Origin of the sequence: Nocardia sp. NPDC049149 (genome assembly GCF_043197455.1) — a bacterium.
Lineage (GTDB): Bacteria > Actinomycetota > Actinomycetes > Mycobacteriales > Mycobacteriaceae > Nocardia.
The window spans coordinates 190,132-204,995 of the sequence record NZ_JBICTD010000015.1 but is presented as its reverse complement, the minus strand read 5'-3'; the positions used below and the strand labels follow the sequence as shown (position 1 = coordinate 204,995).

Here is a 14,864-nt window from a genome sequence, read left to right as displayed (position 1 = left end):
TATGCCAACGCGGGCAACAGCTTCCACCGAAAACGCTGGTGGTGGCGCCGCTACGCGCAGCCACCACCAGCGGACTTCGAAACACGCCCTAGTCGCTCGTGCAAATGGCTGGGCATGCGCGGAGGCTATCAGTGGCCACCGACAGGGAAATGGCTGGTGTCAGGCGGTTTTTGGAACGAATTGCTTTGGAACGTTCCAGTTTTCGGTGTGGTTCGACGTTTCGGTGAGGTGACCGTCCGTCATGGTGTGGATGGTGGTCATGCGGTGGAGGTGGGTGCGGTCGTGGGTGACCAGGAGGGTGGCGGCGTTGTGGTCGTGGACGATGGTGAGGATGAGATCGATGATGGCGGAGCCTCGTTCGGTGTCGAGGGCGCTTGTTGGTTCGTCGATGACGAGTAGGGCGGGGTTGTTCATCAGGGCTCGGGCGATGTTGACACGTTGACGCTGGCCGCCGGAGAGTTGCGCGGGACGTTTGGCGTGTTGGTCGGCGAGGCCTACGGCATCGAGGAGTTCCATTGCCCTGGTGCGGGTTTCGTGGCGCTGGTGGCGGGTGGTGTGGAGGTGTTGGCCCAGGTGGGTCATGACCTCGAGTTGCTCGAGGGCGGTCAGGGCGGGAATCAAGTTCGGTTGTTGGAAGACGATGCCGATGGTGGAGCGGCGAAGCGCTGCGGCATCACGGCGGCTGGCGTTAGCGAGATTGATACTGCCGGTGGGTGTTTGGAGATCGATACGGCCCGAGTCGGGGCGGATCAAGGTGGATACTGCGGCGAGCAGACTGGACTTTCCGGAGCCGGAGGGGCCGGTAATGGCGGCAACGTTGCCTCCTTGGACGTGCAGGCTCACCTGGTCCAGGGCGGTGAGGCGGCCGACGCCATCAGGGTAGGTCAGGGTGACGTTGTCGACGGTCAGTGCGGTGCTCATGATCTCGAAAACTCCAGTGGCTCAGCGTCCCGCGCCGAGCGCGGTGAGTGGGTCGGTGGTGAACAGGAAGCGCAGGGCGAAGGTGGCGCCGAGTAGGCCGAGCGCGATGAGGGCGGCGGCGGGGAGGAGGGTGGTGGTTGGGCTCAGGACGAAGGGGAGGGCGTCGCCGAGGAAAGCTGCTGCGGTGGCGGTGATTCCGAGGCCGACGGCGACTCCTGCGGTGAGCACGACGGCTGCTTGGGCGAGTGCGTCGCGGACCAGGGAGCCGGAGGTGGCGCCGAGTGCTTTCAAGGTGGCGATGTCGGGCATGCGCTGCACGGTCCACACGGTGAAGAAGGCGCCGATCACCAAAGCCGAGATGGCGAAGAGCAATACGGTCATCAAGGTCAGTGAGCCGTTTTCCGCCTTGTAGGCGCTCAGCGCGGAGAGTGCGCCGGTGACGCTGGTTGTCTGGGTGTGCGCCGCGGCGTTGGGTGCGCTCTGGTCGGGCACCCCGGAGACCGCGAGAACGGTCGCCGCACCGGCACGCGGCGTCGTCGCCTGCCAGTCGGCGAGGGTCTGCCAGACCACCGGGGTGTGGCTGTACCAGTCGTCGCCGTGCACGCCCGCGACGGTGAAGGGACGTCCGGCGATGGCGACGGTGTCGCCTGCGGCCGCGCCGAGATCCTTGGCGGCGCCGGTGCTCAGCACCACCGTGCCGTCCTGGGTTGCCGAGCGATTGCCCAATGCTGTTCCCGTGGTGCCGAACAGCGCGACCTGCACGGCGGCCCGCCCGCTCGGATCGACCTTGCCGTGGCTGATGCCGATCGGATCGACGGTGCCGTTCGGTCCGGCGGCGGACTGCCATGCCGCGACCTGTTCCTGCGTCAGCGACGAGGCGTCGAAGGACGGCGCTGCGCCACTGTCTGCGAAGACGACGGTGTCACCGGGGAACGAGGTCACGGCCGAGATGTTCTGGTGTGCGAGACCGGCGGTGAGCCCGCTCAAGAAACTCACCAGCAGCGCAACCAGCGTGACGACCAGGGTGATGAGCAGGAAGCGGCCGCGGGCGGCGCGCAGATCTCGGAGTGCGACGAACATGCCTTCACTGTTCCGCGCGGACGGCGCCGAGCCATCGCGCGCGGGAAGGAAAGGAACCTGGTCGAAAGGTGGGCGGCGGTTTACACCTTTCGATGGATGCCTCCGAGGTAGCCGCACATAAGCTGACAGGGTGCACTCGTCACCGCTCACCTCTGTCTTCACCGCGCTGCGGGTCGGACTGCACGTGCTGGTGACGGCGCTGGCCGTGGTGACGGCGGTGCGTGCGCTGCTGCCCGGTGCGCCGCACCCGGTCGCGGTCATCACGTTGACCGTGCTCTTCCTGGCGATGTACTTCGCCGGACCCGCGCTGAGCGGTCGCCGCCGCGGGCCGTCGATGTGGCTGGCGGCGCTCACCGTGGTGTGGCTCGGTCTGGTCGTTGTCGCGCCGGACGCCGGGTACCTCGCCTTCGGCTTGTTCTTCCTCTATCTGCATCTGCTGCCGCGCCCGTGGAGCCTGCTCGCGGTGGCGGCGGCGACCGCGATCGCGGTGCTCGGCTTCGGCGCCCATCGCGGCTGGTCGGTCGCCGGGGTGATCGGTCCGCTCTTCGGCGCCGCGGTGGCCGTCGGCATCGGCCTCGGCTATCAGGCGTTGTTCCGTGAGTCGGCGGAAAGGCAGCGGTTGATCGACGAATTGATGAGCACCCGAGCGGCACTCGCGGACCGGGAACGCACGGCGGGCAAGCTGTCCGAGCGGGAACGCTTGGCGCAGGAGATCCACGACACCGTCGCGCAGGGACTGAGCAGCATTCAGCTGCTACTGCACGCCGCCGAACAGTCGGCGCCGGAACATCCTGCCCTGCAACAGATCCGGCTGGCCAGGGAGACCGCCGCGGAGAACCTCGCCGAAACCCGAAGGCTGATCGCCGAATTGGCGCCCGCCGCGTTGGACGGCCAATCGCTGGCCCAGGCGCTGGAGCGCATCTGCGCGCGCGCCGCGGCGCCGGGGCTCAGCACCAAGCTGGTGGTCGAGGGTGCACCGGAACGGCTGGCGATGCCGGTCGAGGCGGCGCTGGTGCGCATCGCGCAGGGCGCGGTCTCGAATGTGGTGCGGCACGCGGCGGCGAGCCGAATGCGGTTGACGCTCACCTATTCCGACGCCGAGGTGCTGCTCGATGTGGTGGACGACGGCATCGGCATCGACCCGGCCGTGCTCGACCGCTCGCCTTCTGGTTCCTTCGGGCTCGCCGCGATGCGTTCGCGCGTGGAGCAGCAGGGCGGCAGCATGATCGTGGAATCGGAGCCTGGGCACACCGCGGTCACCGTCGCGTTCCCGCTGGAGCCCACCGTCGCGACACCGGCTGAAGTCACTGATTCGACACCCGCCCTTCGTGATACGCCGCCGGGAGCACACGCATGATCCGCCTGCTGCTCGCCGACGACCACGCCATCGTGCGGGCAGGCCTGCGCGCCCTCCTCGACGGCGGCGACGACATCACGGTGGTCGCCGATGTGCCCACCGCCGAGGCGGCCGTCGCGTTCTGCGCTACCACGCCGGTGGATCTGGTGTTGATGGATCTGAGCTTCGGCCCCGGTCGCTCCGGCGCGGACGCCACCGCCGAGCTGCGTGCCTTGCCGCAGCCACCGAATGTCTTGGTGGTGACCAACTACGACACCGACGCCGACATCCTCGGCGCCATCGAGGCAGGCGCCTGCGGGTACATCCTGAAGGACACCCCACCGACCGAATTGCTGGCCGCGGTGCGTTCGGCGGCCGCGGGGGAGAGCGTGCTGTCGCCCGCCGTTGCCTCCAAACTGATGACCAGGGTCCGGCGGGCCGACACCACCCTGAGCCAACGGGAGATCGAGGTGCTGCGCTTGGTCGCCGACGGCCGATCCAACCGGGAGATCGCCAAGGAGCTGTTCCTCAGCGAGACCACCGTCAAATCCCATCTGGTGCACATCTACGCGAAACTCGGTGTCCGGTCCCGCACCTCGGCCGTCGCCCGCGCCCGCGAACAAGGTGCCATCTGAGTTGCACGTTCGAAGTCCGCGGCGTTCTGCGACATGCGGTCCTCGCTGCCTCATCCGGCTCCACCGCTGCGCTTAGGGTTGCCCCATGGCTTCCCTCACGGATCCTCAGGTGCGCGAGTTCCTCTCCCACGGCACGCGGACGGGAAAGGTGGCGTTCGTCGCCGCCGACGGCAGGCCGATGGTCACGCCGGTCTGGTTCGTACTCGAAGGCGACGAGCTGGTGTTCAACACCGGAAAGGACACCGCCAAGGGCAAGGCGTTCGCGCGCGACGGCCGCGTCTCGGTGTGTGTCGACTTGGAGGCACACCCCTATTCGTCGGTGCAGTTGCAGGGCACCGTGACCCTGTCCGAGGACCTCGACGAGCTGGTGCGCACCGCCACCGAGATCGGCGGCCGCTACATGGGCGCGGACCGTGCCGAGGAATTCGGCAAGCGCAACGGGGTGCCCGGCGAGTTGGTCGTGCGGCTGCGCCCGACCAAGGTGATCGCGCACATGGACGCCACCGCCTGAGGCAGTACTCGGGCGCGGACCGCCGCGGCCGTTGGGCCATAGACTCTTCCGCATGACCGTGCACTTCATCGGGGCCGGGCCGGGCGCGGCCGACCTGTTGACCGTGCGTGCGGTCACCCTGCTCCGTTCCTCGCCGGTGTGCCTGTACGCGGGGACCTATCTGGATCCAGAGGTGCTCGCGCACTGCGCGCCCGAAACCGAGCTGATCGACACCCAGCACCTCGACCTCGACCAGATCACCGAACACCTGGTGCGCGCCGACCGCGCAGGCAAGGACGTGGCCAGGTTGTGTTCGGGCGACCCGTCGTTGTATTCCGCCCTCACCGAACAGACCCGCAGGCTGGACGCGCACGCCATCGCGTGGGACGTCACCCCTGGCGTCCCCGCCTACGCCGCGGCCGCCGCGCTGCTCGGCGCCGAACTCACCGTGCCCGAGGTCGTGCAGTCGGTCGTGCTGACCCGCACGCAGGCCCGCTCGACCGCGATGCCCGACACCGAGGCACTGGCCGGGTTCGCCCGCACCCGAGCGACACTCGTCTTGCACCTGGCGATCACGCGGATCCGCGAGCTGGCCGACGAACTCGTTGCCGACTACGGCGCGGACTGTCCCGTCGCTGTCGTCTACCGCGCCAGCCAACCCGATCAGCTGGTGCTGCGCGGCACCCTCACCGATATCGCCGATCAGGTTGCGGCCGCCGGGCTGCGGCAGGCGGCGGTCATCCTGGTCGGCCGCGCCGTGTCGGGCTCGGTGTCGTGCGTGGAATCCCATCTCTACGATCCGGCCAGGGTGCGCCATCGGTGACCCGCCGTGCCGGGCGCCCAGCGCGTCGCGCAGGATGTGAGGAATGCAACACGGGTGCCGCTGAGCTTTTTTGACTGATTGATCAAGAGAATTGAAGCCCCGAGACGCGGGCGCCACGCCGTGCTGGGTGCGCGTCCTGCCGGGGTGTCGTCGGGGAGCGCTTGCATGGTGTTCCGGAAGCGAGGTTACGGTTGGACCGGCTGGATTTCGGCGGAAACGACGAAGCTGGTGGCGTACAGGCGCACGCTGATTCGGCCGACTACTTTCCGCTTTCCCCTGCGCAATTGGGCATTTGGTACGCGCAGCATGCCGATCCGCAGGTGCCGATCACCGTTGCCGAGTACGTCGAGTTGCACGGCGTGCTCGAGCTGGACGTGCTCGGCCAGGCCCTCGTCGCCGCTTCGTCGGAACTCGAGTCCGGCTTCCTGCGCATCGTCGAGCGCGATGGTGAGCCCTACCAATACGTCGACCACACCATGGCGGACGACTATCAGGTCGACTATGTGGATCTGCGGGAGGAAGCCGACCCGGCCGCGGCGGCCATGGCGTGGATGCGCGCGGAGTGCGGTCGCCCGCTGGAGTTGACCGAGGACCGGCTGGTGCGGATCGCCGGGCTGCAACTCGCCGACGAGCATTGGTACTGGTACCTGCGGGCGCACCACATTGCGCTCGACGGCTTCGCCGCGGTGACGAGTGTGGCGCGGATCGCCGAGATCTACACGGCTTTGGTGAACGGCGACACGATCGCGGCCGCCGAGGCCACTGACCTGCGCACGCTCTACGACCAGGAGATGGAGTACCGGGCGAGCACGCGTTTCGCATCGGACAGGGCGTACTGGGCCGATCGGGTCACCGATCTGGCGGCGGGCACGAGCCTGGCCGGGCGTTCGGCTCCGCCCGCCGCGCGCAACGGCGTGACTGGCGCGGTGCTGTCGGACGAGCACGGTGTGTTGTTGGAAGCCGCTGTCGCGCGCCATGATTCATCGCCTGCCGGGTTGTTGCTTGCCGCGTTCGCCGCATATCTGGCGCAGTGGACCGGCGCGCAGGACGTGGTCATGAGCTTGCCGGTGACCGCGCGCACCACTGCCGTGATGCGGCGTTCCGGTGGTACGACCTCGAATATCGTGCCGCTGCGGGTGCGGGTCGACCACGCCACCACGATCGCCGACCTGCTCGCACAGGTGCGCGTGCAGGTGTCGGGGGCGCTGCGGCATCAGCGTTACCGGCACGAGGACATCCGCCGTGATGCGGCGGGCAATGATGCGGTCGTCCCCGGGGGCTGGCAGGCGGCGCCGTTGGTCAACATCGTGCTGTTCCATCCACGGATCGTGCTGGGTGCGACCGTCGGCACGATGCGGGTGCTCTCGATGGGGCGGATCGAGGATCTCGGCGTCAACTTCTATCAGTCCGAGGCGGATGCGTCGCCGCGCATCGACTTCGAGACCAACCCGAACCTGTACTCCGAAGAGGAAGCGCGGCAGCATCATTCGCGTTTTCTGGAGTTCTTCGCCGGGTTCTTGGCGGCTGCGGCGGACACTGCGGTGTGGAGCTTGGAGCTGACCAGCGCCGACGAGCGGGCGCGCTCGGTGGTGGAGTGGAACGACTCCGAGCAGGACGTGCCCGACACCACGCTGGCTGCGTTGCTCGATGCGCAGATGTCGTTGACGCCGGAGAACATTGCGCTCGATTTCGACGGTGCGGAGCTCGCCCACCCGTCGCCCGACCACCACCCCTCATCGAGTCGCTCCGCGACGCTGACGTATGCGGAGTTCGGTGCGCGGGTGAACCGGTTGGCGCGGTTCCTGATCGCGGATGGTGTGGGTCCGGAATCTCTTGTGGCGCTGGGTATGCGGCGGTCGCTGGATTTGGTGATCGGCATGCATGCGGTGCTGAAGGCCGGTGGCGCGTATGTGCCGGTGGATCCGGATCATCCGGCTGAGCGCACTGCTTACATTCTCGAGTCCGCGAGCCCGGTCTGTGTGCTGACTTCTGGTGATGAGCTGGAGCTCCCGAAGTCGGTGCAGCAGATACGGATCGACACACTCGACGTGTCGGGGTACTCGGATGCACCGGTGACCGATGCGGATCGTTTGGCGCTGTTGCGCCCGGCGAACACGGCCTACGTCATCTACACCTCTGGTTCGACAGGGCGGCCCAAGGGCGTCGCGGTCACCCACCAAGCGATTGTCAATCAGCTGTTGTGGATGCTCGACGAGTACCGGTTGGCCGTTGACGATGTGTATCTGCAGAAGACTGCGACGACGTTCGATGTGTCGCTGTGGGGCTATTTCCTGCCGTTGATGGTCGGCGCGAAACTGGTCATTGCCGCGCCGGACGGGCATCGGGACCCGTTGTATGTCGCGGACATGATCGACCGGCACGGCGTGACGGTCACCGACTTCGTGCCCACGATGCTGGCTGAGTTCGTCTCGTATGCCACTGCGGCGCAATGCGTCACGTTGCGTACGGTGCTCGTGATCGGCGAGACCTTGCCGCCGGAGACTGCCGCAGGATTCCGTGCGATCAGCTCCGCGGGTCTGCATAATCTGTACGGCCCGACCGAGGCGGCAGTGTCGGTGACCTACTGGGAGGCGACCGCCGCCGATACGGTGACCGTGCCGATCGGCATACCGGCATGGAATGTCGCTGTCTACGTGTTGGATTCGCGGCTGCGACCCGCTGCGATCGGTGCGCCGGGTGAGCTGTATCTGGCCGGATGCCAGCTGGCGCGCGGATACGTCGGCCGCTCGGACATGACCGCGGATCGGTTTGTCGCGAACCCGTTGTCCGACACCGGCGAACGCATGTATCGCACCGGTGATCTCGTGCGCTGGAACGACGCGGGCACGCTCGAGTACCTCGGCCGGACCGACTTCCAGGTGAAGTTCCGTGGCCAGCGCATCGAGCTCGGTGAGATCGAGACCACGCTGCTCGCGCATCCCGCGGTCGGCCAGACCGTTGTGCTGGTGGTGGACACCACCACCGGCCCGCAGGTGGTGGCCTATGTCGTTGCCGCACCGGAGCATTCGGTCGATCCGGCGGAGCTCACCCGTTTCACGGCTGCGAAGCTGCCCGGCTACATGGTGCCTGCCTCGACCGTGGTGCTGGACACGTTCCCGCTCGACACCAGCGGCAAGCTGGACCGAAAGGCCTTGCCACAGTTGTTGTTCCGCGCGGATGCGACCGGGTTCCTGGCCCCGCGCACGCAGGCGGAGCACGTCATCGCCGGCATCTTCGCCGACGTGCTGAGCCAGGACCGCATCGGTGTCGACGACGACTTCTTCGATCTGGGTGGCAACTCGCTGGTCGCCACCCAGGTGGTCGCGCGCGTCGGCGCGGCATTCGGCACCGCCGTCGGCGTGCGCGCGCTGTTCGAGACCCCGACGGTGGCCGGACTGGCCGCGCGCGCCGACAGCGCAGGTTCGAGCTACGGAGCGAAGCCGCCGCTGGTGGCCAAGCCGCTGCCCGAGCGGGTGCCGCTGGCGTTGGCGCAGCGGCGGATCTGGTTCCTCAACCAGTTCGATCCGACGGTGCCTGCCTACAACCTGCCGTTCGTGCTGCGGCTGCGCGACCAGGTCGATGTGGTGGCGCTGGAGGCCGCGCTCAGCGACGTGGTGACCAGGCAGCAGTCGCTGCGCACGATCTTTCCCGAGTCCGAAGACGGCGCATACCAGCAGGTGCTGCCTGCCGGCGAGGTCGACCTGGGCATCGAGATCCAGCCGATCGAGGAAGCCCGATTATCGAGCGCGCTCCGCGAATTCGCGGCCACCGGCTTCGATGTCTCGCGTGAGCTGCCGATCCGGGTGCGGATCTTCGCGGTGACCGGCGGCACCGAGTACGCGGTCGCGTTCGTGGTCCACCACATCGCCGCCGACGGCTTCTCCTTCGGGCCGATGGCGCGCGATATGGCCGCGGCCTACCTGTCGCGAGTAGCGGGCCGGGCGCCCACCTGGGCGCCGCTGCCGGTGCAGTATCAGGACTTCAGCATCTGGCAGCGCGAGGTACTCGGCGCCGAGTCTGATCCCGGCTCGCTGGCGGCGCGCGAAATCGCCTACTGGCGTAGGGCATTGGCTGGGCTGCCCGACCGGCTCGACCTGCCGACGGATCGCCCGCGCCCGCCGGTGCAGAGCCTGCGCGGGGGCCGTGTCGGGTTCGCGATCGATGCCGAACTGCACCAGCGCCTTTCGGCGCTGGCCCGCGCCAACAGCGTCAGCCTGTTCATGGTCATGCACGCTTCGCTCGCGGTGCTGCTCGCGCGGCTGTCCGGCACCAGCGACATCGCCATCGGCACCCCGGTTGCCGGGCGCGGCGAGCCGGCACTCGACGACCTCGTCGGCATGTTCGTCAACACGCTGGTGTTGCGGTCCGAGATCGACGGCGCCGAGTCGTTCACCGAGTTCCTCACCCGCACCAGGGAAACCGACCTCGCCGCGTTCGCCTTTGCCGACGTGCCGTTCGAGCGCTTGGTCGAGGTGCTCAACCCGGCGCGTTCGCAGGCCCGCCATCCGCTGTTCCAAGTGCTGCTGTCGTTCCAGGAGTTGTCGCACGCGACACTGGAACTGCCAGGGCTCTCGGTCTCCGCCGACGAACTCGACCTCGGCATCGCCAGTTTCGACCTGCAATGGACGATCACCGAAGGGCGTGGCGCCGACGGCGCCACCGCGGGCATGACGGTCACCGTGTCCTACGCCACCGACCTGTTCGACGCCGCAACGGTCGCCGCCTTCGGCCGCCGCTATCTGCGTGTGCTCGATACCGTGGTCGCCACACCGGATTCCGCGATCCGCGAGATCGAGCTCCTGGACGCCGAGGAACGCGCGACCGTGCTCACCGGCTGGAATCAGACCGCGCACGACCTGCCCGCCGCGACGGTCCTCGATCTGTTCGCCGAGCAGGTGCGTGCGCGGCCCGACGACCTCGCCGTGCTGTTCGACGATGCGGTCCGAAGCGCAGTGGCGCACACGTATGCCGAATTCTCGGCGCGGGTGAATCGCCTGGCGCGCAAGCTGATCTCCGAGGGCGTCGGCCCCGAAACGCTCGTCGCCGTCGGCATCCGCCGTTCGGTGGACATGCTGATCGCCCTCTACGCCACCCTCACCGCGGGTGGCGGTTACGTGCCGATCGATCCCGAGCACCCGGCGGCGCGCACCGAGTACGTGCTGGCGACCTCGGCGCCGGTCTGTGTGTTGACGACCTTGTCCGACAATGTCACCGCGCCCGGCTGTCCTGTGCTCGCCGTCGACGACCTCGACCTGAGCGAATTCAGTGACGCCATGGTCACCGACGCCGACCGGCGGGCGCCGTTGCGCGCGAGCAACACCGCGTATGTGCTCTACACCTCCGGTTCCACCGGCGCGCCCAAGGGCGTTGCGGTGCCGCACAGTTCGATGCTCAACCAGATCGCGTGGCTCATCGCGGAATACCGGATCGGTCCTGCCGACGTGATCCTGCAGAAGACCCCGGTCACCTTCGACGTGTCGGTGTGGGAGTTGTTCGGCGCCTTGGCCGCAGGTGCGCGCCTGCTCATCGCCGCGCCCGAAGGACAGCACGACCCGAGGTATCTGTCGGAGCTCATCGGACGCCATCAGGTCACCATGACCTCGTTCGTGCCTTCGATGCTCCCGGTGTTCGCCGGAGCCGCTTCGACCACCGAATGTGCCTCGCTGCGTGTGGTTCTCCTCAGCGGTGAGGCGCTGCCGCCCGGCACGGTCGCCGCGTTCCGGCGGTTCTCCACCGCGGCGGTGCACAACCTGTACGGCCCCACCGAATACACCGTGCATGCCACCGCATGGCACGTCGACGAGGTCGCACCCGTCTCGGTGCCGATCGGGCGCCCGGTGTGGAACACGCAGGCCTACGTGCTGGACGAGGGCCTCGACCCGGTGCCGGTCGGCGTGCCCGGCGAGCTGTACCTGGGCGGCGTGCAGACCGCCCGTGGCTACCACGGCCGCCCCGATCTGAGCGCGGAACGCTTCGTCGCCGACCCGTTCGGCAAACCGGGCGCTCGCCTGTACCGCACCGGTGACCTGGTGCGCTGGGTGGCGGCGCGTGATCCCGAGCTCGGCACCGCAGGGGTGCTGGAATTCCTGGGCCGCAACGACTTCCAGGTGAAGTTCCACGGTCAGCGCATCGAGCTCGGTGAGATCGAGGCGGCACTGCTCGACCATCCGGCCGTCACCCAGGCGGTCGTGCTCACCGTCGACACCATCGTCGGAGATCGGCTCGTTGCCTATGTGGTGAGCGCGGCGGGTCCGGTCGACATCGACAACATCGAGGAAAGCGTGCGCCGCACGCTGCCCGCGTACATGGTGCCGTCGGCCATCGTGGTGCTGGACGCGTTGCCGCGCAACCTGTCCGGCAAGCTCGATCGCAAGGCGCTGCCTGCCCCGATGTTCGAGGCCACCGAATTCCGTGCGCCGACAACGTCGATCGAGGAGATCGTCGCGCGGATCTTCGGCGACGTGCTCGGCATCGTCAGGGTCGGGGTCGACGACGACTTCTTCGAACTCGGCGGGAACTCGCTGATCGCGACCCAGGTCGTCGCCCGCCTCGGCATCGCACTCGACACCAGGGTGCCGGTGCGCACGCTGTTCGAGGCGCCCACGGTCGCCGCGCTCGCGGCAAGGGTGGCGGCGCAGGTCGGTGACGGCGCGCGCAAGGCGCTGGTCGCCAGGGTGCGGCCAGAACAGGTGCCGCTTTCGCTTGCCCAGCAACGCATGTGGTTCCGCAATCGGTTCGACACCGAGTCGGCGGTCAACAACATCCCGCTCGTCATCCGGCTCTCCGGCGCCCTCGACATCGCCGCGTTGCAGGTCGCCGTCATCGACGTGATCGACAGGCACGAGTCGCTGCGCACCGTGTTCCCGGAGACCAAGACCGGGCCGGTGCAGGTGGTACGGGAGGCGGCGCAGATCGTGCCCGATCTGACGCCGATCCCGGTGGCCGAGCACCTGCTGCTCGGGCACCTGGTCGAGCTCGCCTCGGTGGCCTTCGACGTGGCCAACGAGGTGCCTTTGCGGGCAAAGCTTTTCGAGATCAGCGCGAGCGAGTACGTGCTCGGGGTCGTGGCGCACCACATCTCGGCCGACGACTGGTCGATGCGGCCGCTGGCTCGCGACCTCATGGAGGCCTACGTCGCCCGCACCTCCTGGCAGGCGCCTGCCTGGCCTGCGCTGCCGGTTCAGTACGCCGACTACGTGCTGTGGCAGTGCGAGGTGCTCGGCGCCGAGAGCGACCCGAGTTCGCTGATCGCCACGCAAATTCGGTACTGGGCGCGCGAACTCGCCGGCCTGCCCGCGGAATTGGTGCTGCCGTCGGATCGGCCTCGGCCCGCCGTCGCCTCGTATCGAGGCGGCACCCACCCGTTCGTCATCTCCGGTGAAATGCGGCGCGCGCTGGTCGAACTCGGTCATCGGGGTAGTGCCTCGTTGTTCATGGTGATGCACAGCGCGCTCGCCGTGTTGCTCGCCAGGCTGAGCGGCACCGGCGACATCACCATCGGCACCCCGGTGGCAGGCCGCGGTGAGGCGGCGCTGGACGAGCTGATCGGCATGTTCGTCAACACGCTGGTGCTGCGCACCGACGTGGACGGCGCGGCGAGCTTCGCCGACCTGCTCGAGCAGGCCCGTGAGACGGACCTGCACGCGTTCGCGCACGCCGACGTGCCGTTCGAGCGGTTGGTCGAGGTGCTGCACCCGGCCCGCTCGCAGGCGCGGCACCCGCTGTGCCAAGTGCTGCTGGCCTTCCGGAACACCGGGCAGGCCACCGTGGAACTGCCTGGGCTTTCCGTACGCGGCGTCGACTACGACACGCGACTGGCCAAGGTCGATTTGCAGCTGACCCTGCACGAGACCAAAGACGAGCACGGCGAGTACGCCGGGATATCAGCCGAATTCCGTTACGCCGAAGATCTTTTCGATGAGGCGACGGTGGCGGCGTTCGCCCGCCGCCTGGATCGAGTGCTCGCGGCGGTCACCGCCGACCCGACGGTGCCGGTCGGCGACATCGACCTGCTGTCGCCCGAAGAGCGCACCCAGGTGCTCGTCGAGTGGAACGACACCGCGCGGCAGGTGCCCGGTGAAACGCTGGTGTCACTGTTCGACGCCCAAGCGGCGGCCACCCCGGACGCGGTGGCCCTGGTCTTCGACGAGGAGCGGCTCACCTACCGGGAACTGCAGGTGCGGGCCAACCGGATCGCCAGACAGCTGATCGGCGCCGGTGTCGGACCGGAATCGCTTGTCGCACTGTCGATCCGAGGCTCGAACGAGCTGGTCATCGCGATGTACGCGGTGCTGCAGACGGGTGCGGCCTATGTGCCGCTCGACCCGGATCAGCCCGCCGACCGGATCGATCACATCATCGACACCGCGCGCCCGCGGATGATCCTGTACCGCTCCGCGGATGGTTTCGGCATCGATCTGCAGCGCGAGGTCCCGGTCATCGCGATCGAAGGCATCGAGGGTGTGCCCGGCATCGCCACCTCGAGCGGCGAGCCGCTCACCGATGCCGAACGCACTCGACCGCTGCGGCCGGGCCATACCGCCTGCGTCCTGTTCAGCGCCGGGTCGATCAGTCGGCCGGAAGGTGTTGCGGTCAGCCATCACGCGATCGTCAACCAGCTGCGCTGGCTGCAGCAGGGGTACCCGATCGGCGGCGGCGACGCCGTGCTGCGACAGACGCCGGTGGCTCGCGCCGCATCGGTGTGGGAGTTCTTCTGGCCCTTGCAGACCGGCGCGCGGCTGGTCGTTGCGAAGCCGGACGGACACCGGGATCCGGGGTATCTGGCGCAACTCATCGCCGAACACGGCATCACCACGACGCATTTCGTGCCGTCGATGCTGTCGGCATTCGTCGCAACGCTCGGGAACGAGAACCGCGATCTGTTGTCGTGGCTGCGGCAGATATTCGTCTCGGGCGCCGCGCTGCCCGCGGCGACCGCGGTAAGGCTGCGTGAGCTGACCGACGCAAGGCTGCACTGCCTGTACGGACCCACCGAAACGGGCAGCGTCACGTATCACGAAGCGACGGAAGCAAATACCGGGTCGGTGCCGATCGGCAGGCCGGTGTGGAACACCCAGGTCTACGTGCTCGACGCGCGGATGCACGCCGTCGCACCGGGTGTCGCAGGTGAGCTCTATCTTGCGGGCGATCAGCTCGCCATCGGCTACCTCGGCCGCGCAGGCCGCACCGCGGATCGTTTCGTCGCCAATCCCTTCGGCGCGGCGGGCGCGCGGATGTACCGAACCGGCGATCTGGTTCGCTGGGCGACGGACGGCGTGCTGGAATACCTGGGCCGCGGCAAGCGCGAGCGCAGGGCGGTGACCCCTCCGGTGTTCGCGGCCAAGCGATTCCGCGCACCGACCACGCCGATCGAGGAGATCGTCGCGCAGGCCTTCGGCGAGCTGCTCGGGCGCGAACGCGTCGGCGTGGACGACGACTTCTTCGAGCTCGGCGGCAACCCGCTGGTCGCCACCCAGTTGGTGGCGCGGCTGAGCATGACACTGGACACCGAGATCGGGGTACGCGCGCTGTTCGAGGCGCCGACCGTGGCGGCCTTGGCAGCCCGCCTGCCGTCGTGGG

7 protein-coding genes (1 of these 7 running past the window's edge) are annotated in these 14,864 nt (G+C 68.2%); 5 read left to right on the top strand and 2 right to left on the bottom strand.

Going from position 1 to position 14,864, the window contains the following annotated elements:
• Positions 1-159 precede the first annotated feature (159 nt).
• Together ACGFNJ_RS40695 and ACGFNJ_RS40690 are read right to left on the bottom strand one after the other, a co-directional pair.
• On the bottom strand, positions 160-924 hold the full coding sequence (locus tag ACGFNJ_RS40695; protein WP_393461385.1) for an ABC transporter ATP-binding protein: 765 nt from the start codon (positions 922-924) through the stop codon (positions 160-162).
• Between the two features lie 18 nt (positions 925-942).
• The gene (locus tag ACGFNJ_RS40690) at positions 943-2,001 is read right to left on the bottom strand and encodes an ABC transporter permease (protein ID WP_393461376.1); all 1,059 of its coding nucleotides are present in this window, start codon (positions 1,999-2,001) and stop codon (positions 943-945) included.
• A 130-nt stretch (positions 2,002-2,131) separates the two neighbouring features.
• Here ACGFNJ_RS40690 and ACGFNJ_RS40685 point away from each other — a divergent pair, with 130 nt between their 5' ends.
• From ACGFNJ_RS40685 to ACGFNJ_RS40665, 5 genes are all read left to right on the top strand, one after another.
• Complete coding sequence (locus tag ACGFNJ_RS40685) at positions 2,132-3,358, top strand: sensor histidine kinase (protein WP_393461374.1); 1,227 nt, start codon at positions 2,132-2,134, stop codon at positions 3,356-3,358.
• Positions 3,355-3,972, top strand: a complete 618-nt coding sequence (locus ACGFNJ_RS40680; protein ID WP_393461372.1) for a LuxR C-terminal-related transcriptional regulator — start codon at positions 3,355-3,357, stop codon at positions 3,970-3,972. The genes ACGFNJ_RS40685 and ACGFNJ_RS40680 overlap by 4 nt, the downstream gene beginning before the upstream one ends.
• Positions 3,973-4,057: 85 nt before the next feature.
• On the top strand, positions 4,058-4,483 hold the full coding sequence (locus tag ACGFNJ_RS40675; protein WP_393461370.1) for a PPOX class F420-dependent oxidoreductase: 426 nt from the start codon (positions 4,058-4,060) through the stop codon (positions 4,481-4,483).
• Between the two features lie 52 nt (positions 4,484-4,535).
• Positions 4,536-5,285, top strand: a complete 750-nt coding sequence (gene cobM, locus ACGFNJ_RS40670; RefSeq protein ID WP_393461368.1) for a precorrin-4 C(11)-methyltransferase — start codon at positions 4,536-4,538, stop codon at positions 5,283-5,285.
• Between the two features lie 191 nt (positions 5,286-5,476).
• Positions 5,477-14,864, top strand: partial view of a non-ribosomal peptide synthase/polyketide synthase gene (locus ACGFNJ_RS40665; RefSeq protein WP_393461366.1) — the 5' portion only. Its footprint extends 19,547 nt past the window's final position; 9,388 of the gene's 28,935 nt are visible here — the first part of the coding sequence; it begins with the start codon at positions 5,477-5,479; its stop codon lies off the right edge, out of view.